Annotated in this window: 20 protein-coding genes; 11 read left to right on the top strand and 9 right to left on the bottom strand. The window is 37.6% G+C overall.

The genetic code is table 11. From position 1 onward, the window contains the following. Positions 1-12: 12 nt before the first annotated feature. Positions 13-381 (bottom strand): ribosome silencing factor, encoded by a 369-nt coding sequence (gene rsfS / locus DRF61_RS15955; RefSeq protein ID WP_111958808.1) that lies wholly within the window; start codon positions 379-381, stop codon positions 13-15. Positions 382-466: 85 nt separating this feature from the next. Here rsfS and DRF61_RS15950 point away from each other — a divergent pair, with 85 nt between their 5' ends. Next, the gene (locus DRF61_RS15950) at positions 467-1183 is read left to right on the top strand and encodes a biotin--[acetyl-CoA-carboxylase] ligase (protein WP_111958806.1); all 717 of its coding nucleotides are present in this window, start codon (positions 467-469) and stop codon (positions 1181-1183) included. Here the strand turns inward: DRF61_RS15950 and DRF61_RS15945 are convergent. The 4 genes from DRF61_RS15945 to DRF61_RS15930 form a co-directional block, all read right to left on the bottom strand. Next, complete coding sequence (locus DRF61_RS15945) at positions 1177-2286, bottom strand: LptF/LptG family permease (RefSeq protein ID WP_111959033.1); 1110 nt, start codon at positions 2284-2286, stop codon at positions 1177-1179. The genes DRF61_RS15950 and DRF61_RS15945 overlap by 7 nt on opposite strands. 15 nt (positions 2287-2301) lie before the next feature. Further along, positions 2302-3432 carry a tRNA guanosine(34) transglycosylase Tgt gene (tgt, locus tag DRF61_RS15940; protein ID WP_111958804.1) on the bottom strand — a complete coding sequence of 377 codons (1131 nt, stop codon included), beginning with the start codon at positions 3430-3432 and terminating at the stop codon, positions 2302-2304. 70 nt (positions 3433-3502) lie between these two features. Further along, positions 3503-3871 (bottom strand): DUF4296 domain-containing protein, encoded by a 369-nt coding sequence (locus DRF61_RS15935; RefSeq protein ID WP_111959031.1) that lies wholly within the window; start codon positions 3869-3871, stop codon positions 3503-3505. After that, positions 3868-4584, bottom strand: a complete 717-nt coding sequence (locus DRF61_RS15930) for a polyprenol monophosphomannose synthase (RefSeq protein WP_111958802.1) — start codon at positions 4582-4584, stop codon at positions 3868-3870. Before DRF61_RS15930 ends, DRF61_RS15935 begins: the two co-directional genes overlap by 4 nt. A gap of 76 nt (positions 4585-4660) precedes the next feature. On the opposite strand from DRF61_RS15930, the gene DRF61_RS15925 reads away from it, so the two are divergent. The 5 genes from DRF61_RS15925 (at position 4661) to DRF61_RS15910 (ending at position 8845) form a co-directional block, all read left to right on the top strand. After that, the gene (locus DRF61_RS15925; RefSeq protein ID WP_111959029.1) at positions 4661-5329 is read left to right on the top strand and encodes a DUF4271 domain-containing protein; all 669 of its coding nucleotides are present in this window, start codon (positions 4661-4663) and stop codon (positions 5327-5329) included. Between the two features lie 12 nt (positions 5330-5341). Then, positions 5342-6082, top strand: a complete 741-nt coding sequence (locus DRF61_RS15920) for a uroporphyrinogen-III synthase (protein WP_111959027.1) — start codon at positions 5342-5344, stop codon at positions 6080-6082. Between the two features lie 168 nt (positions 6083-6250). Further along, positions 6251-8293 (top strand): S9 family peptidase, encoded by a 2043-nt coding sequence (locus DRF61_RS15915; protein WP_111958800.1) that lies wholly within the window; start codon positions 6251-6253, stop codon positions 8291-8293. Between the two features lie 34 nt (positions 8294-8327). Then, positions 8328-8498, top strand: a complete 171-nt coding sequence (locus DRF61_RS22665) for a hypothetical protein (protein ID WP_157963390.1) — start codon at positions 8328-8330, stop codon at positions 8496-8498. 8 nt (positions 8499-8506) lie between these two features. After that, positions 8507-8845 carry a hypothetical protein gene (locus DRF61_RS15910; RefSeq protein ID WP_111959025.1) on the top strand — a complete coding sequence of 113 codons (339 nt, stop codon included), beginning with the start codon at positions 8507-8509 and terminating at the stop codon, positions 8843-8845. Positions 8846-8984: 139 nt separating this feature from the next. Here the strand turns inward: DRF61_RS15910 and DRF61_RS15905 are convergent, their stop codons facing one another. Next, positions 8985-9470, bottom strand: coding sequence for an SRPBCC family protein (locus tag DRF61_RS15905; protein ID WP_111958798.1), 486 nt, complete (start codon positions 9468-9470; stop codon positions 8985-8987). Between the two features lie 199 nt (positions 9471-9669). Here DRF61_RS15905 and DRF61_RS15900 point away from each other — a divergent pair, with 199 nt between their 5' ends. The 5 genes from DRF61_RS15900 (at position 9670) to DRF61_RS15880 (ending at position 15916) form a co-directional block, all read left to right on the top strand. Next, a complete protein-coding gene (locus DRF61_RS15900) occupies positions 9670-11217 on the top strand; it encodes a sensor histidine kinase (protein WP_111958796.1) in 1548 nt (515 codons plus the stop codon). A gap of 162 nt (positions 11218-11379) precedes the next feature. Next, positions 11380-12066, top strand: coding sequence for a response regulator transcription factor (locus DRF61_RS15895; protein WP_002982671.1), 687 nt, complete (start codon positions 11380-11382; stop codon positions 12064-12066). Positions 12067-12145: 79 nt separating this feature from the next. Next, a complete protein-coding gene (locus DRF61_RS15890) occupies positions 12146-12784 on the top strand; it encodes a hypothetical protein (RefSeq protein ID WP_111958794.1) in 639 nt (212 codons plus the stop codon). Between the two features lie 19 nt (positions 12785-12803). Next, positions 12804-13163 (top strand): hypothetical protein, encoded by a 360-nt coding sequence (locus DRF61_RS15885; protein ID WP_167409440.1) that lies wholly within the window; start codon positions 12804-12806, stop codon positions 13161-13163. A gap of 68 nt (positions 13164-13231) precedes the next feature. Next, entirely contained in the window at positions 13232-15916 is a 2685-nt protein-coding gene (locus DRF61_RS15880; protein WP_174772326.1) for a TonB-dependent receptor domain-containing protein, read from the top strand. Between the two features lie 462 nt (positions 15917-16378). Here DRF61_RS15880 and DRF61_RS15875 read toward each other — a convergent pair whose 3' ends face one another. The 3 genes from DRF61_RS15875 to DRF61_RS15865 are packed head-to-tail and all read right to left on the bottom strand — an operon-like array spanning position 16379 to position 20081. Then, positions 16379-16876 carry a cupin domain-containing protein gene (locus tag DRF61_RS15875; protein ID WP_111958792.1) on the bottom strand — a complete coding sequence of 166 codons (498 nt, stop codon included), beginning with the start codon at positions 16874-16876 and terminating at the stop codon, positions 16379-16381. A gap of 54 nt (positions 16877-16930) precedes the next feature. Then, on the bottom strand, positions 16931-19201 hold the full coding sequence (locus tag DRF61_RS15870; RefSeq protein WP_111958790.1) for a GH92 family glycosyl hydrolase: 2271 nt from the start codon (positions 19199-19201) through the stop codon (positions 16931-16933). 4 nt (positions 19202-19205) lie between these two features. Further along, a complete protein-coding gene (locus DRF61_RS15865; RefSeq protein WP_111958788.1) occupies positions 19206-20081 on the bottom strand; it encodes an ROK family protein in 876 nt (291 codons plus the stop codon). Positions 20082-20103 lie beyond the last annotated feature (22 nt).

Below are 20103 nucleotides of genomic sequence, written 5' to 3'. Positions count from 1 at the left end.
ACTTTTTAAAATTTAAAATTCATATTCTATTTTGGTAATTGCTGCATCTCCCCAAAGTTCTTCAATATCGTAATATTCACGTACTTCTTTCTGGAAAATATGTACTACCACTGTTACATAATCTACCAAAACCCACATTGAGTTTTCGGTACCCTCTACATGCCAAGGTCTATCTTTAAGATCGTTTCTTACTTTTTTCTCTACACTTCCTGCCAATGCAGAAACCTGAGTATTGGAGTTTCCGCTACAAATTATAAAAGTTTCCGCTACAGAATTTTCAATTTTTGAAAGATCAAAAATCATTATATCTTCTCCTTTTACGTCCTGGATGGCTTCAACAATTTTATCTATTAGTGCCTGCTTTTCTGCTGTTTTATTCATTAAAATATCTATAATCTGCAAATTTATTGTTTTTCTTTTACTTTAGCCTTATTTTTAGCCCTTTAAAGTCTTAAAGTTTTCTTAAATGGGTCAATTATTTTATTTAAAAGAGTGTTCTTCTACTAATGACGAAATATCCCGGTTTTTACTTTACGGAAATTCAGATTTTATCGCTTTATATACATTCAACCAAACTAAAGGCCGCGGACAATATGGAAATACCTGGGCGGCAGCGGCCGGAAAAAATGTTGCGTATACGCTGGCTGTTAAGGCTCAGAGCGTTCTGCTCTCAGATTTTATATTCAATTACTATACCGCAGTGGTTATCCGGGGTTTCCTTGCCAATTTGACTGATAATGATGTAAAGATAAAGTGGCCGAATGATATTATCTTTAAAAATAAAAAAATCGTCGGAATTTTAATTGAAAAGAAAAAAATTAATCAAAATAATTATTTTATCATTGGGGCAGGCTTCAATGTTCTGCAGGATCATTTTGAGGAAATATCGCAGGCAGGATCACTTCTGACGCAGACCGGACAGGCTTACGACCTTGATGATTTTGCTTTAAATCTTCACGAATATCTATCAGAAAAACTGAAAAATATTCCTTCGGAACAGGAAATCATTGATCAATTCAACCGGAATTTATTCCGTAAAGATGAGATCTCAGTTTTCGAAATAGAAAAAGAGAGACAAAATGGCATCATCAGGAATGCTGACGAAAAGGGAGAGCTCTGGATAGAGCTTGAAAGAGATGGCTTAAAGGCCTTCTATCATAAAGAAATCAAGCTTCTTTACTGATTGGCTCTTTTCAGATACAGGTATAGTGTAAGCGGGAAGAAAACCATATTAGGCAGCCACATGGCAACAGCAGGCGACAGGCTTTTGTTCTCTGAAACCACTTTTAATGCTTCAAATGAGAAAACAAAAACAAACGCAAGGGAAATCCCTATGGCAAGGTTAACTCCGAGACCTCCTCTTTTTTTCTGGGATGCCAGCGAAAGCGCCAGAAACGTCAAAATAATAATGGAAACAGGCATTGAAGTTCTCTGATGAAACTCATTAAGATAAGAATTCAGGTTGCTGTTTCCTTTTTCTTTTTCCCTGTCAATGAATTTTATAAGCTCCGGAGTAGTTTTATTCTGTCCCAGAAGCTCGTTCGGGAAAAGCTCTTCCGGGGAATGCCCGTAGCTTTTCTTTATTTCAGCACCACTGCCCAGTTTTTCAGAGTTATCTTTATTGATGGTCTTTTCCAGATAGTTGGTAAGCGTAAATTGTTTTTTAGCCTTATCCCAATATACTTCCGATGCCTTAAGCTCGTAAGTCATCTTTCTGGTTTTATCAAATTTCTGATATACAAAGCCTGAACCTCTCGTTTCTCTTTTGTTCCAGGAATTCACGAAAATGTATTCCATTTTGCTTAATTGTGCAGAGGCAGGACCCGTCCCCAAGATCTTTTCTTTATTCGCCGCATTATAGGTATAGGCCTCAAGTTGATTTTTCTTGATATTAGCCCATGGAAGCACCATATGATTCACCAGAAGTGATATTAGCGCAATGAAAAGTGAGGTATACAGGTAAGGCTTTGCGAATCTGTGGAAACTGGCTCCACTGCTGATGACTGCAACAATTTCAGTATTATTTGCCATTCTGGATGTGAAATAAATCACGGAAATAAACACCAGAATAGAAAGGAATGTTACTATCAGGTTAATGATCCAGAATGGATAGAAATTGATCAGGAAGTACATTAGATCCAGCTTAGGGTCCAATGCTTTTGCATTTTCTATCCTCGGAATCTTCTGCTGTACATCGATTACCAATACAACTATAGACAGCAATATCAGCATGAAACTGAATGTTCCAAGGTATTTCTTAATGATATATTTGTCTATAATTTTGATCATATTCTTCTCTGTTTAAAGTCTTTGTCTAAGAACCGGCACTACAGATTTTTTCCATTCATAGAAATCACCTGCCACAATATGCTCTCTCGCTACTTTCACAAGATCCAGATAAAATGCCAGATTATGTACTGACGCAATTTGTTTTGCAAGATATTCTTTTGACACAAATAAATGACGCAGATATGCTTTTGAATATTCTCTGTCTACATAACTTGTTCCAAACTCGTCGAGAGGAGAAAAGTCACGCTTCCATTTTTCATTTTTAAGATTCATTACGCCCTGCCATGTGAAAAGCATTGCATTTCTGGCATTTCTGGTAGGCATTACACAGTCCATCATATCGATACCTAAACCAATGGACTCAAGGATATTCCATGGAGTTCCTACTCCCATAAGATACCTTGGTTTGTCTTTAGGAAGAATATCCGTCACTTCGTCTGTAATTCTGTACATTTCCTCTTCCGGCTCCCCTACAGACAGCCCGCCAATGGCATTTCCTTCTGCTCCTGCTTCGGAAATAACTTCTGCCGAGATTTTTCTGAGATCTGAATAAGTAGATCCCTGAACAATCGGGAAAAGCCTTTGTTTATGACCGTAAATCTCTTTATTCTGCTCAGTCCATTCAATACATCTTTTCAGCCAACGGTGTGTAAGCTCCATAGATGTTTTGGCCTGATTGTATTCGCACGGATAAGGCGTACATTCATCAAAAGCCATGAAAATATCTGCCCCGATCTGTCTTTGGATTTCCATAGACTTTTCCGGGGTAAACATATGATAACTTCCGTCGATATGAGATTTGAACTTCACGCCTTCTTCAGACATTTTTCTGCTTTTGGAAAGCGAAAATACCTGAAAACCTCCTGAATCGGTAAGGATCGGCAGATCCCAGTTCATGAATTTGTGCAGTCCTCCTGCTTCCTGCATAATATCCATTGTTGGACGAAGGTACAGGTGATAGGTATTACCCAGAATAATCTGGGCTTTAATGTCTTCTTTTAATTCTCTCTGATGGACTGTTTTCACACTTGCAACAGTTCCTACAGGCATAAAGATAGGCGTCTGGATCTTGCCGTGATCTGTAGTGATCTCTCCTGCTCTCGCTTTTCCTTCAGAGGTTTTTTCTATATTAAAAAATTTCATTCGTATATTCTTTTAATTCGCCGCTATTAACGGTTCTGCTTTGGTGGCAGAAAACGTTTCCGCATCATAATTACCTGTTTAAAACGGGCGCATTTCCACTGTTTTTCAGCTTATCTTGTATATATTTATCCGCTTTCGGGTCTTTTTTTAATACTATTTTTTGTGCGTCTTCCGCAATATTTTTCATTTTGTCTTTAACGACATAATATTTAAAGCTTTCTACAAAATCCTCAGATTTTATCTTGTGGGTTTTAAGGATAAACCTTGTTCCTGCTTCTAAATTTTTGTTTTGATAGATAATGACTGCCTGATCCGTAATAGCAAGATCAGCCAGAATTTCAGCCATCTTTTCAGGCTCGATCAGGTTTTTAGGCTTGTCGATATAGTCGCCACATGAGAACATGCACAGGGTAACGAAAATGAAGACCAGTTTTTTCATAATCTGTTGATTATTGATTTCCATTTTAAATTTAAAACTCCAAATACAGCTTCATGAATAATGCCGCCGTTCATTTTACTTTCTCCTAAAATTCTGTTTGTAAATATAATAGGAACTTCTACAATTTTAAAACCTTTTTTAAAAGCTCTGAACTTCATTTCAATCTGGAAGCCGTATCCTTTAAGCTTCACATTATTCAAGCCAATCTCTTCGAGAACTTTCCTGGAAAAACAGACAAAGCCTGCGGTTGTATCATGAATGGGGAGCCCCAAAATAAACCTTACGTATTTGGAAGCAAAATAGGAAAGCAGAACCCGTCCCATTGGCCAGTTCACTACATTGACTCCTTTGGAGTAGCGTGATCCTATTGCCATGTCTGCATTCAGACAGGCTTCGAAAAGTTTGGGCAGATCATTTGGATTATGTGAAAAATCGGCATCCATTTCAAAAATATAATCATATTTGTTTTCGATAGCCCATTTAAATCCGTGGATATATGCCTTTCCCAAACCATCTTTTACATGCCTTACCGACATATGGAGATGGTGTGGGAATTTTTTTTGCAGGTCTCTAACTATTTCTGCTGTTCCGTCCGGAGAAGAGTCATCCACCACCAGAATATGAAAGTCATCTTCCAATGCAAAAACCGCGGAAATAATATTTTCTATATTTTCCTTTTCGTTATAGGTAGGGATGATGACGAGTTTTTTCATTTCAGTTTGCAAAGATAGTTTATTTAACCTTTTTATTTTATACAAAATAATCTATAATTTTGCAAAAAATATTCTTTTGCTGTTATCACAAAACTTTATAAACCACGTAAGAATACCTGAGAACAATGACTGGGTAATCTTTATATTAATAGGATGCATATTTCTGTATGTTTTCATGATGAATATCATCGAAAGAGATGCCAGCCTGAAAGACTTTCTGCTCCAGAAATATTTTAATGCCAGCAATAACCTTCCGAGCTGGATCATTACTTCCTGCGTAACGGCACTTACACTATCTGCTTTGGTTTCACAGTATATCCCCATCGTTCCGAAATATATTAATGATCTGCAGTTTTTCGGGTATCAGCTTAATAAATTTGGATATACACTGCTTGCGGTCATATTTTTTTATGCCTCGAAATCTGCGTTGGGCTTTTTATTTTACCAAAGCATAGGTGACGGCAGAAAATGGACTATTTTTTATTTTACCTCCACAAAATTCTACTTTATCCTTTCATTTTTGTTAATAATCCTGTGTGTAACCCATTATTATTTCCCGATAGACAGAAATAAAATATTTTCGTATTACTTCTACTTCTTTGCGTTTGTTGCTGTTTTCAAGATTTTCTTCTATTTGTTTCACAAAAACAATATACTTCCCGAAAAATGGTATTATAAATTTTTGTATATTTGCACCCTCCAAATCGCACCTTTATTGTTGCTTTGGAAGTTGTTATTTTTTTAATAAAAGTCAATGATGAGAATAAAGTCTATATTGGTTTCTCAACCAGCGCCTAGTGAGTCTTCTCCATATCTGGATATAGCAAAGAAGGAAAAAATAAAGATTGATTTCCGTCCTTTCATCCACGTCGAAGGAGTTGACAACAAAGAACTAAGAACTCAGAAGATAGATCTGACGCAGTTTACTGGGATTATTTTCACCAGCAAAAATGCGATAGACCATTACTTCAGACTTGCCGAAGAATTGCGTTTTGCGGTTCCGGATACGATGAGATATATCTGCCAGTCTGAGGCGATTGCCAACTATCTTCAGAAACATATTGTTTATAGAAAGAGAAAAATTAGTTTTGGGGAGAAAAACTTCTCGGATCTTCTGCCTCTGTTTAAGAAATTCCCTGCTGAAAAATACCTTCTGCCGTCTTCAGATGTCTTAAGCCCGGATATCGTAAAAACGATGGAAACGGCCAATGTGGACTGGACAAGAGCAATCATGTACAGAACGGTATGCAGCGACCTTACGGATATCAATGCTAAAGATTATGATATGCTGATCTTTTTCAGCCCACAGGGAATCAAATCTCTTCAGCAGAATTTCCCGGATTTCAAGCAGGAAGAAACAAAGATCGGTGTTTTCGGAAACACTACTTTAGCAGCAGCGGAAGACGCAGGCTTAAAGGTAGATCTTATGGCTCCTACAAAGGAAACCCCATCTATGACAATGGCACTTGAAAAGTATATTAAAGCTCTTCATAAGTAGACTTTAATACTCAATATAAACAGCCGTCTTTTCAATACAGGAAAGATGGCTTTTTTTTAACTAAATTTGAACAAGAATTAATATTGAATGAAATGTCCTATAAATTATTCTCAAATTATGAAAATCTATAGCACATTACACCAGGCCAAATAAATTTAAAATATTTAAATGAAAGCTCCACAGGCAAAAAAAATAGAGAAAATACTAGAAATACACGGCGACAGAAGAATTGACAATTACTTTTGGCTTAATGAAAGGGAAAATCCGGAAGTGATACAATATCTTGAAGAGGAAAATGCCTATGAAGAGTTTATGATGAAAGACACCGAGGCCTTTCAGGAAGAGCTTTTTGAAGAAATGAATGCTCGCTACAAAAAAGATGATGAATCTCTCCCCTATTTCTTTAACGGATACTGGTACATTGTACGCTATGAAGAAGGAAAAGAATATCCTATCTTCTGCAGAAAGCATAAAAGTCTGGATAACGAAGAGGAAATTATTGTTGATGTTAATATTTTAGCAGAAGGCGAAACCTATTTTGAAGTGGGAAGCATTGCAGTTTCCCCGAATAATGAACTGGTTTCTTTTTCATCGGATAATGTAAGCCGCAGGATTTATACCATTAGCTTTAAAAATCTTGTAACAGGTGAAATCTTCTCTGATCAGATTTTGAACACAACAGGAAAAGCAGTTTGGGCCAATGATAATGAGCATGTATTTTACATCAGAAAAGATGAAAGTTTACGGGCTTTCCAGGTGTACAGACATAAGCTGGGCACTGATGCTGCGGAAGATGTTTTGATTTTTCATGAAAAGGATGATACTTTTGATGTGAATGTCTTCAAGACAAAATCCATGGAGTATATTTTCATTGCCAGCTCCAGTACAATTTCCGACGAGCATAGGTTCATTCCTTCTGACAATGTTTTTGCAGAATGGAAAATCATCCAGCCCAGAATTGATGATCTGGAATATTCTGTAGAGCATTTTGAAGATGAATTTTATATCATCACCAATGCAGATGATGCAATCAATTTTAAAATCGTAAAGACCAAAATTGACAACTGTGGAATGGAAAACTGGGTAGATGTTATTCCACATCGTGCTGAAGTTCTGCTGGAAGGTTTTGAAATTTTCAGGGATTATCTGGTCCTTGAAGAAAGAGAAGAAGGGCTTCTCCAGATTAAAATCATCGATGAAAAAACCCAGGAATCTTATTATCTTCCTTTTTCCGACCCAACATATACGGCCTATATCGGGATCAACATGGAGTTTGACACTGAGGTTCTCCGTTATGGCTATACGTCACTGACGCAGCCAAGCTCAACCTATGAGTATAATATGAAGGAGAAAACAACTCAGCTCCTGAAACAGCAGGAAGTTCTTGGTGGCAAATTTGTTCCTGAAAATTATATTTCAGAAAGAATCTGGGCAGAATCGAGGGATGGAGAAACAAGAATCCCGATCTCATTGGTTTATCATAAAGACACCAAAAAATCTGCAGACACACCTTTACTGTTATACGGTTATGGCAGTTATGGACATACTGTAGATGCAAGTTTTTCTAATGTAAGACTTTCCATTTTAGACAGAGGATTTATTTACGCCATTGCTCATATCCGCGGTGGTGAATATCTGGGCAGAGAATGGTATGAAGACGGTAAAATGCTTTTCAAGAAAAATACATTCTTCGATTTTATTGATGCCGGAAAGCATTTAATTAAGGAAAATTATACATCATCAAACCACATGTATGCAATGGGCGGAAGCGCAGGCGGACTTCTGGTAGGAGCCGTTGTGAATTACGAGCCTAAGCTTTTTAACGGAATTGTAGCACAGGTTCCATTTGTAGATGTGGTGACAACAATGCTGGATGAAACTATTCCATTGACAACCGGAGAATATGATGAATGGGGAAATCCTAATGACAAGGAATACTATGAGTACATGAAGGAATATTCGCCTTACGATAATGTTGAAGCGAAAGACTACCCACATATATTGATTACAACAGGCCTTCACGATTCTCAGGTCCAATACTGGGAACCTGCAAAATGGACTGCAAAACTGAGAGAATTGAAAACAGATGATCATCTTTTATTATTCAAAACTGATATGAGCTCAGGTCACGGCGGAGCCAGCGGACGGTTTGAATCGTTGAAGGAAGACGCTCTGGAATATGCATTCTTGCTGAAAATAGATAAAAAATAACTTTAATCTTTTCTTCAGCTTTAAAAACAAAATCATGTTATTATTAATATTTCTTGCAATAGCCATTGTGTATTATTTAATACAAAAGGATAAAATCCGAAAGACAGAGAAGCGGGAAATTTTTAAAGAAAAACAAGAAAAAAAACTGCAGCAGCTTCTTGAAAAAGCAAGAGAAGAAGATGCAGAAGCTAAAGAAAAAAAATGACGAATACTATGAACGAATCTGAATATTGGCAAAAGATAGAACAGTTTTTTATAGACAATTTTGATACTGAGAAAAATCCTCCGATTGAAACACTTTTATTTCTGATCGGACTGCAGGAATTGGGAAGCGGCCAGCAGAAATACACCAAAGAAGACAAAGTAAACCTGATTCATATTGCAGTGTGCAGATTGCTGGAACCTTTCGGTTACTATAAGTTTACTCATTATGAAGATGGATGGCCACAGTATGACAAGCTGGAAGAGCTTCCGGAACTAAAGCCAAACGAACAGTCTCTTTTGATGAAAAAAGCAATTATACAATATTTTCAGGAAGAGGAGCTGATTTGATGTACTGATGGTAATTTGCCAATCAGGCAATAAATGATGAATGCTACAATGCATATATAAATAAAAAAAAAGACGGGTTTAGCCCGTCTTTTTTATAAAGCCAAAGATAAACATATTCCGGCCTTTAAAAATTTTCATATTATTTGAGAATTTCTTCAAGCTGCGCCAGTCCCATTTTAAAACCTTCTTCAAAACCCATTTCCAGCTGTTGCTTCATAGCTTCAGAAGCTGGAAAATAAATATTGATGGTCACTTTTGTACCTTCTTCTACTCCTGTAAATCCAAGCAGCCATTTTGCCTGTGCAAAATCTTCATTAATGTTTCCTTTTTCGTCACAGAAAGCATCTACACCATCAAAACTTCTATGCTCTGTAATTTCACCATATGCCATCTGACCATACATTTTTTCACCTTCAGGTCCTACCATGGCATAGTGCCAGACCCCACCTTCTTTAAAATCCTGTTTTACAGTTTCACATTTCCAGGGCTTCGGTGCCCACCATTGATCCAATAATTCGGATTTGGTAAAATAGTCCCACACTTTTGAAACGTCAGCGTCATATATTTTCATGACATATACACTGTTTGAATCAAAATCTTTGTTAAAAATGATATTAGATTCCATAAGTAATTATTTTTGTTAAAGCTACTCCTTTATCCATTTACAGGACTTTTCATATGACAAGTTATTGTAAATTCATAAATAATTGTTAAAAAACTCCCTTTTAAGAGAAATTAAACAATTTTTTGGCTCGTTTTTTGTTTATCAAGTCTTAAAATAATTAATTTTAACATTCATTTTTTTCAATATATAAAATCCAATAATGAATAATAAGTTCATCCCAATAATTTCGGTGTTTATGACAATCTCACTGATTGTATTTGTTACGCTCCAATTTTATTGGCTGAAAGGTTATTATGGTGCTCTTGAGCAGGAATTTTCCAATAAAGTATATGCTGCTTTAGAAAACACTTCAAAAAATATTGAAGAAATTGAAGCTGATAAATACCTGAACCAGGATTATACTAATTTAAGAAACAATATCCTTGCCAGCAAAGACCAGCCTTCTTTAACAACCATTCAGCAGGTAGAAGATTCCGGCGCACAGCGTCAGATCATCTATTCTAAAAACATCATATCAAAAACACAGCTTCCGATCTCTCAGAAAGGTGATTCGGTAAAGCTGACAACTTTGTATACAGACGATGCAACTTATAAAATAAAGAAAGACACAACCAACCGCGAGCTTCTTACCACAGACCTTAACAATGATATTGAAAACGGGGATTATGCCATAAAAGAATTTGTAAAAGTGGTTGGCACCAATCTGCCCATCGATAAAAGAGTAGACACTAAAGTTCTTGATTCGGTAATCGCTAAAGAACTGAAAATAAAAGGCATCACTGCAAAATTCGGATACGGGGTAATTGACAAGAACAACAAGCTTACCAGTGTTGTCAATAAGGTTTATAAAGAGAAAAAAGACAGCAATACCTATAGCTATCCCCTTTTTACAGATAAAAAAGACCGGACTTTATACAGTCTGGCTTTAGTATTTCCTAAAAAAGAATATTCCCTGGCGATGAACAACTGGCCCATGCTTCTGGGAACTTTTCTGTCATTACTGACTATTCTTGGGATTTATATTATCTCCATCAATTATATGATGAGACAGAAAAAACTGGCTGAAGTGAAGACAGACTTCATCAATAATATGTCCCATGAGTTTAAAACACCACTGGCAACAATTTCTGTAGCCACAGACTCTTTAGCCAATGATAAGATTGCTACCAATCCAGATAAAGTAAAATACTATTCGGAACTGATCAAACAGGAAAATTTAAGGATGAAAAAGCAGGTGGAAAACGTTTTGAATATGTCCAAGCTTGAAAGAAATGAGGTAGAGCTATTTCTAAAGGAGACCAATGTACGTGAACTGATCAAAAGAACGACAGAATCTTTTAATCTCATTGTGCAGCAGAGAAACGGTTCTTTGACACAGGAATTTACTGCAACGAACTATACTTTTAAAATAGATGAGTTCCACATCTCGAATATGCTGGTGAATTTACTGGACAATGCCAACAAATATTCTCCTGAAACCCCTGAAATTAAAGTAAAAACAAGTAATGAAGGAAACTGGTACGTCATAGAAATTTCCGATAAGGGAATGGGAATGGAGACCCATAATAAAACTAAAATCTTTGAAAAGTTCTTCAGAGAAGAAACTGGAAATATCCACAATGTAAAAGGACAGGGACTGGGGCTTTCTTACGTAAAGAAAATCGCAGAACTGCACAAAGGGCAGATAATTGTAGACTCTCACAAAGACAAAGGAAGTACGTTTACGATAAAACTGCCGATGAGCTAAATCATCAATGATAAGTAATGAGTAATGAATGAGAAGATCCTATAAAAATCAATGAGATCAAGATCATTTATCATTAAAAATAGAAACCAAATAACAAATATAGAAGATAGAGTGAGGAGGTCCATTCTTAATTTTTAATCATTAATTTTAATTATTAAAATCATGAGCAACAGAATATTATTAGTAGAAGACGATCAGAGTTTCGGAGCAGTGCTGAAGGATTATTTAACGATCAATAACTTTGAGGTAACCCTTGCTACAGACGGAGAGCAGGGTTTGAAAGAATTTACAGAAAATGAATTTGACATCTGTATTTTCGACGTGATGATGCCTAAAAAAGATGGATTTTCATTAGCCGAAGACGTAAAAAAAATCGATAAAAACACCCCTATCATATTCCTTACAGCAAGAAATATGAGAGAAGATATCCTAAAAGGATACCAACTGGGTGCGGACGACTATATTACAAAGCCGTTTGATACAGAACTTCTTTTGTATAAGATCAAAGCGATCCTGCAGAGAAGCTCTACTTTGGAAAATGAGGAGCAGGAGCAGTTCAAGATCAGTAACATTTTCTTCGACTCTATGCTGAGACAGCTTAAAGTTGGTGATAAAGAATACAAACTTTCTCCAAAAGAAAATGAGCTGTTAAAACTTCTTTGTATCCACAGAAACGATTTCATGCCGAGAGATCTGGCGTTGAGAAAAATCTGGAAAAAGGAAAATTACTTTACTGCAAGAAGTATGGATGTGTATATTGCCAAACTTCGTAAACTCTTAAAAGATGACGAAGGATTGGAAATTATCAACGTTCATGGTGAAGGATTTAGGCTTTTAGTTAAAAATTAAGCCTATATACCAATTATAAATATAAAATTAGCAAAACAATTAAAAATGTTTTGCTAATTTTGTTTCATACCGATTGGATATGAAAAATACATTCTTGGGCATTATTGCCATTTCAATATTAGCTGTTTCATGCAAAAAGGACGAAAAGCCTACTTATATAAAAGAAGAAGCAGGTGTTCAGCAGCCCAGCATTGCCGTTAATTCAACTTCTCAAACTGCCCTGATGGAGCAGGCAGGTGTACAGTCCAATCCAAATCCGGCTTCTGCCACGGTAGTTCCGGGAATTAAAAACCCTCCACATGGGCAACCCGGCCACAGATGCGATATTCCCGTAGGACAACCGCTCAATGTAAATCCGACAACTATCCAGACAACACCCGGTCAAAACCCCAATAATTCCATTAAAATAGATGCCAATTCTATGTCAGCAGGCAAAGTGCCAATCAACAATAATGCACAGCCGGTTAAAACGGCTCCGGGAATGAATCCTCCGCACGGACAGCCGGGCCACAGATGTGATATCCCGGTAGGACAGCCCTTAAACAGTAAGCCGGCGCCAGCGCCAGCTCCAACACCACAACCTGTTCAAAGTGCAGCGCAAAATGTTCCGGGACCTGTAACAGCCGCTCCTCCAACAGGTGAAAAACCTAAACTTAATCCTGCACACGGAGAACCATGGCACAACTGTGCTTTAAAAGTTGGTGATCCTTTATCATAATTTTTGTATTTTTGCAAAGATGAAGCTGTTTCACATTCTTACAGTTATTTTTTGTCTAGGAATTTTTTTAGTTCCTAAAGACAGCTTCTACTCGCAATCTATGCAGGATACCTGCTGCAAAACCAAGTCTGAAAAAAGCGACTGCTGCAAAAATCACTCTTCAAAAGAGAGTAAGGACAGCCAAACCAAGTCTTCATGTAATGACGACTGCTGCTCAACCTGTGTTGCGTGCTATACTTATATAGAAACTCCGTTTTCAAAGAATTTACATTTTGAACCGTCTTATTACAAAGCGAATAAGAATCCGCAGTTCCAATATTCACCGCCTCATTTATCAGACCGTTTAAAAGAGATCTGGCAGCCGCCTAAAATAGGTTAATTGTCAAACAGTGAGTCCGTTAAGCATTTTAAGGGACCGTTTATAATTAATCTAAACTTTTAAACAAAATGAAATTATATATTTCCAAGTTCATTCTTGGTCTAATGATCGTGTCTGTACACTTTATATCCGCTCAAAACCTTTCAAAATCCCAGTTCAAAGTCAAAGGAAACTGTGAGATGTGCAAATCCAGAATAGAAACTACCGCTAAAAAAGCAGGAGCCAAAACCGCTGTTTATTCTATTGATCTGCAGACTCTAACCCTGGAAACCGACAGCAAAGTTTCTCCCGACGAAATTTTAAAGAAAGTAGCCGATGCCGGTCACGACAATGAAAAATTCAAGTCCCCTGACGAAACTTATAAAAGTCTTCCTGGGTGTTGCCATTATGAAAGAGACCTTCAGCCTTCCATTGCAGAAGCTCATCTGCATCATTCTAAAAAAGGAAATGAGTTTTATGTAAAAGGAAACTGTGCTTCATGTAAAGCCAGAATAGAAAAAACCGCAAAAGATGCCGGTGCAGATTCCGCAGAATGGAATGCGGAAAAACAGACGGTAACCTTAAATTTTGATCCTTCAAAAACCTCGCCGGATAAGGTTTTAAAAGCGATTGCAGATGCCGGTCATGACAATGAAAAATACAAAGCTTCCGACGCTGTTTACAAAAGTCTTCCCGGATGTTGTCTGTACGATAGAGATATTCCGTTTGGAGAAGCCAACCCAAATGTTCACTATGAAGAGGGCGCAAAACACGACGATCATGAAGAACATGGTGCAACTCTTAATGAAACTCATGAACAGCATGAGAAAAGCATTGAAGGCGTAACGGTTACCGGTTCAAAAGCAGCAACTGCATTGAGCAAAAAAGAGGCAGGTCTTGTTTTTAATATTGATAAAAAAGAATTACTAAAAGCAGCTTGCTGTAACCTGTCTGAAAGCTTTGAAACCAATGCCACCGTAGATGTTTCTTTCAGTAATGCTGTTACGGGAACAAAACAGCTGAAAATGCTTGGCCTGGATCAAAAGTATACCAGTTTAACCAAGGAACTTCTTCCTGAAATCAGGGGTCTTGCTTCGGCTTACGGACTGAATTTCATTCCCGGAAGATGGATCGAAAGCATCCAGCTGACAAAAGGCGGAAGTACGGTAACAAATGGTTATGAAAGCATCACAGGACAGATCAATACTGAGCTTCTGAAAAATGCCAAGGAACCTGAAACGTCATTGAATATATTTGCTGATTTCAACGGAAGAGCGGAAGCCAATATCACCAGTGTCTCTCCTATCAATGAGAAATGGTCACAGACATTCTTATTGCACGGAAACGGAACATTTGGAGACACGGATATGAATCATGATACTTTCCTGGACAGACCCAAGGGAACCCAGATTAATGCAGCTTATCTCCTTAATTATAATGATCTTGAAAAATCGGGATTCGGGTCTCATTTCGGGATCAATTTTATCAGAGACGAAAGAACAGCCGGACAGGTTGCTTTTGATAAAAAACTGCCTCAGGACGAACAGGGGGCATATGGTGTGGGTATTGATATTTCAAGATTCCAGGTCTGGAATAAAACAGGGTATGTCTTCAAAGGAAAGCCTTACCAGAGCCTGGGATGGATGAATCAGTATGTATACCATCAGCAGGACAGCTTTTTCGGATTGAGAAATTATGCCGGGAAACAGCATACCTATTATTCAAATTTAATTTTTGAAAGCATTATCGGAAATACCAATCATAAGTACAAGGCTGGAGCCAGTTTTCTATATGACGGCTATGAGGAAACGTATTTAACAGACGATATGAAGAGAAATGAAATCGTTCCGGGGATTTTTGCAGAATATACATTAACGGGATTAAAATATACTTTGGTAGCAGGAGCCAGAGCAGATTTTCATAATCTTGCGGGTACTCAGTTTACCCCGAGACTTAATTTTAAATATGATTTCACGCCGCAGACGATCTTAAGGCTTTCTGCAGGCAGAGGATTCAGGACGGCTAACGTTTTTGCTGAAAACCAACAGTATTTTGCATCAAACAGAAGTATCCAGATTTTGCAGAATGGTGGAGATATTTATGGTTTAAGACCTGAGATCGCATGGAACTACGGAGCCAGTCTACAGCAGGAATTCAAGCTTTTCGGAAGAAAATCTTCCATCGTCGCTGATTTTTTCAGAACAGATTTCCAGGACCAGGTGCTTGTTGATCTTGACCAGTCTCCACAACAGCTTACTTTTTATAATTTAGAAGGAAAATCTTTTGCGAATTCTTTCCAGACGCAGTGGGATTTTACACCTTTCAAAAATTTTGATGTAAGATTGGCTTACAAATATTATGATGTTCAGGCAGATTATCTGGACGGCAGAAGAGAAGTTCCGTTCATGGCGAAGCACAGAGGCTTTGTGAACCTTGCCTATGCAACAAATAAAAATAATAATGGCGGATTCTGGAGTTTTGATACCACTCTGAATTGGGTAGGAAAGCAGAGGCTTCCCAATACATCAAGCAACCCTGCTGAATTCCAACTGCCAATATATTCTGATTCTTATGCTGTGCTGAATGCACAGATCTCGAGGAATTTCAATAAAAAGCTCAGAGCTTATCTAGGAGGTGAGAACCTTACGTCATATTATCAGAAAAATGCCATTGTTGATTTCAGAAATCCTTTTGGAAATTATTTTGATGGCGGAATGGTGTATGCCCCTATCATGAAGGCTAACTTCTATGTGGGACTGGATGTGACTTTTTAATTTTTTAACATAAAGTTGAAGAGTGTAAAGTAGGAATCAATAAGTTGGTTAATGAATCTAATAACTATAAAAGAGACTGTTTTAAAAACAGTCTCTTTTTTATTAAGCTGCGACATTTGAGCATCTTATTTAAAAACGAAATGATCTGTTAAATTCATGTTCAAAAAAAGCATTTAACAAAACCCACTTCTATAGATAAACATCTATGATTAATCGATATATATCGATGCTTTTTATAAGGTATTTTATTTTAGAAAGCTGTTACTTTGTACCAGTAAAATTAACCAACGGGGAATGTTACTGGAAACAAAAATGATGAAACAAAAATATTGATGTACAGATAACCTCAAGAACTTTTTGAAAACTTAAAAACACAAATAAGGAAAAATTAATTTGGTTTAAAGGTTATTTGATACAAATAAAAAAGACTGTTGTTAAGACAGTCTTTTTTTATTTTTGCAATTATCTTCCGAAATCATCCTGTACACGTACAATATCATCTTCATTTGAAGGATTGGAAGCATCGGTATGCTGCCAGATTTCCGCTACTACTCCCCAGCCGTCTAAACCGATCAGCCTGTGTCTTTCACCTTGCTGAAGTTTAATCTGATCTTTTGGATGGTATTCTTTCAGCTCGCCTTCTTCATCGGTATTGCTTGTTTTGATCCCAACTGTTCCTTCCACTACCTGCCAGATTTCGGCTCTGCGATGATGGTACTGCCAGCTTAAACGGGCATTGGGAGCAACCAAAAGGATCTTAGGACTTAGCTTTCCACCTATTTTCAGGTTTTCTACATCAATCCCATCAAAATACTGATTGGCAAAATCCTGCGCCTGGTTTTCATCGATCACAAAAAAGCCGCCCCAAGGTCTTGTATCATCTTTTGCCGCAATAGTAAAACCCTGGCTCGCTAACATTTTTTCTACCTTTTCGAATATTTCTGTTTTCTCTGCATTCATATAAATTGCGTTTCTTTTCTAAATTATTTTTAAATATATAAAAGTTTGTATTTCTTATTCTTTAGACATCGAATAAGGAAAGTCTTTTTCCTGGGATCCTCTTTCTTTATTCGGTTTATTATCCATCTGGAAATCCAGTACAGCTCCACTCATCAACTCTTTGTGGCTCAGCCAGTTTTTCGAATACGGCCGAAGATTTACGTTTAATGATTTTACATATAGATTTTCAGCATTGTTTTCCGGTGCTTTTATTACAATTTTCTTGCCGTTTTCCAAATGGATTACAGCTTCTTTAAAAAGCGGCGCTCCCAAAACATATTGGTCTGTAGCCGGGGTCACCGGATAGAATCCTAAGGCAGAAAATACATACCAGGCGGAAGTCTGACCATTATCTTCATCCCCGCAATAGCCGTCCGGTGTTGCATAATAAAGCTTATCCATCACCTGTCTTGCCCAGTATTGCGTTTTGTACGGGGCACCGGCATAATTGTACAGGTAAATCATATGCTGGATCGGCTGATTTCCATGGGCATACTGTCCCATATTCATAATCTGCATTTCGCGGATCTCGTGAATTACGCTTCCGTAATAGCTGTCATCAAATACCGGTGGAAGTGAGAATACCTCATCCAGCTTGGCTTCAAATTTCTTTTTCCCTCCCATTAATTTAGACAAACCGTCAATATCCTGGAAAACCGACCATGTGTAATGCCAGCTGTTCCCTTCTGTAAACGCATCACCCCATTTAAACGGATTGAATGGCGACTGGAATTTTCCGTCTTTATTTTTTCCACGCATCAGATCTGTTTCCGGGTCAAATACATTTTTATAGTTGTAAGCCCTTTTTTTATAAATATCAATTTCTGAAGCCGGTTTTCCCAATGCTTTTCCTAACTGATAAATGGCAAAATCATCATAAGCATATTCCAGGGTTCTGGCAGCATTCTCATTGATCTTTACATCATAAGGAACATAGCCTAAAGTATTGTAATATTGCACTCCTCTACGGCCTACAGCATCGATCGGGCCTTCGTTATTGGCTCCATGTTTCACTGCCTGCCAAAGTGTTTCCACATCATATCCGCGAAGTCCCTTGATATAAGCATCGGCAACCACTGAAGCGGAATTGTTCCCGATCATAATATCGGAATATCCAGGACTGCTCCACTCCGGAAGAAATCCGCCTTCTTTAAATGTATTGGCTAAACCTTCCTGCATTTCTACGTTCATACTTGGATATACAAGATTCAGGAAAGGATACAGAGCGCGGAAGGTATCCCAGAATCCGGTTCCTGCAAACATTTTTCCGTCCAGGATTTTTCCGTTGTAGGGACTCCAGTGTTTTACTTTGTTCTCAGCATCGATCTCATATAGCTTTTGAGGAAAAAATAATGTTCTGTAAAGGGAGGAATAAAATGTTCTGATCTGCTGATCTGTTCCGCCTTTTACTTCAATTCTACCCAGTGTTTTATTCCAGATATTTTTTGCGTCTGCTTTTACCTGTTCAAAATTCCTGCCTGCAATTTCTCTTTTAAGATTCAGCTCTGCCTGCTCGAAACTGATGAATGAAGAAGCTGTTCTTACATAAACGCTTTCTTTATTTTTTAATTTAAATCCGACAATTGCCCCGGCATGATCACTTGTGATTTCCAGCTGGTTTTTCACAAAAACACTGTCTTTCCAGGTAGTTGTCAAATCAAAATCCTTATCAAACTGGACCACAAAATAGTTTTTGAAATTGTTATATTTTCCTCTGGAATATTTAGTGGTGTACCCAAGGATTTTTCTTTCTTTGGGAAGAATTTTAATGTAAGATCCTTTATTCAGGGCATCAATAACGATATAGGCACTGTCTGTTTTAGGAAAATCGAATTTGAAGAAAGCTGCTCTTTCTGTGGGAGTAAGCTCTGTGGTCACATTGATATCCGCCAGATAAACGCTGTAGCTGTAAGGTTTTGCATTCTCTGCTTTATGGCTGAACCAGCTTGCCCGTTCTTCTTCCTTAAATTTTAGTTTACCGACTCCCGGCATGATGGTGAAAGCACCGTAATCATTCATCCAGGGAGAGGGCTGGTGGGTTTGTTTAAAACCTTTTATTTTATCTGCGTCGTAGGTATATGCCCATCCATCACCCATTTTTCCGGTTTGAGGAGTCCAGAGATTCATTCCCCAGGGAAGTCCTATGGCAGGATAGGTATTTCCATTGGACAAGGAAGGTTTGGATTGTGTTCCCATTAAAGGGTTTACATAATCGGCAAGAGACACTTCCTGGCCAAATGCTAAGATATTAAATAGAATAAAAAAACTTGAGAATAAAGACTTCATGATATCATTTTGTTAAATTGATCCTGGCTTTTTTCAAAGCATACCCTGCAGCACCAAGAATAGCTGCATCTTCAAAAATAGCAGAAATTTTAATAGGAAGATTGATTTTATGCTCTACTAAATGCTGATTTAACCTCTTTTTAAAGTAAGGATACACTTTTGCGATATTTCCGCCAATGACCAGCACTTCAGGGTTATAGTCTTTTACATATTTTATAATGAACCCGGCAAATGAATCTGCATAATCGTCAAATATCTGAGTCTGTATATCTTCCGGCTGGTCCAGCAGGTCTTTGGTGCCAGAAATTTTCTTACCGGTTAATGCCGCATACTGATTAACGAACCAGCGTGTTGCCAGATAATCTTCACAGATAGAATCTTTGAAAGGCGAATCCCATAAATCTTCATCTGAAGCTGTTTCTCCATTATAGAAAGCTGTTCCCAGACCTGTCCCGAGGGTTACACCAAAAATCTTATTATAGTCCTGTACGCAACCGCCAAAAACTTCCCCTTCAAGAAAGGCTCCGGCATCATTCACAAAATGAATCTGATCCGGGGAAACTGAAAGTCTTTGAGCTAATTCGTCTTTAATATTGACTTTATAAATATCAATAAATTTCCCCTGCTGCATCAGCGATATTCCATTTTCATAATCAAAAGGACCCGGCATGGCTATACCGATCAGAAGTTCATTTCTGACAAGGTTATGGATCACTTTTTCGATGGCTGAGATCCAGGAAGAAAAAATGGTTTCGCGTGTCCCGAAGGAGTCCACATGTTCTCTCACATAGGTAGAACTGATAATTTCACGTTTTTCAGGATCAACCTGGGCCATGGTGATGTGCGAGCCACCGATGTCTATTCCTACTATATTCTGCATTATATTCTTTCTTTATATTCTG

It is taken from the genome of Chryseobacterium lathyri, from assembly GCF_003290185.1.
GTDB lineage: Bacteria > Bacteroidota > Bacteroidia > Flavobacteriales > Weeksellaceae > Chryseobacterium > Chryseobacterium lathyri.
This window is presented reverse-complemented; position numbering and strand designations above follow the sequence as displayed.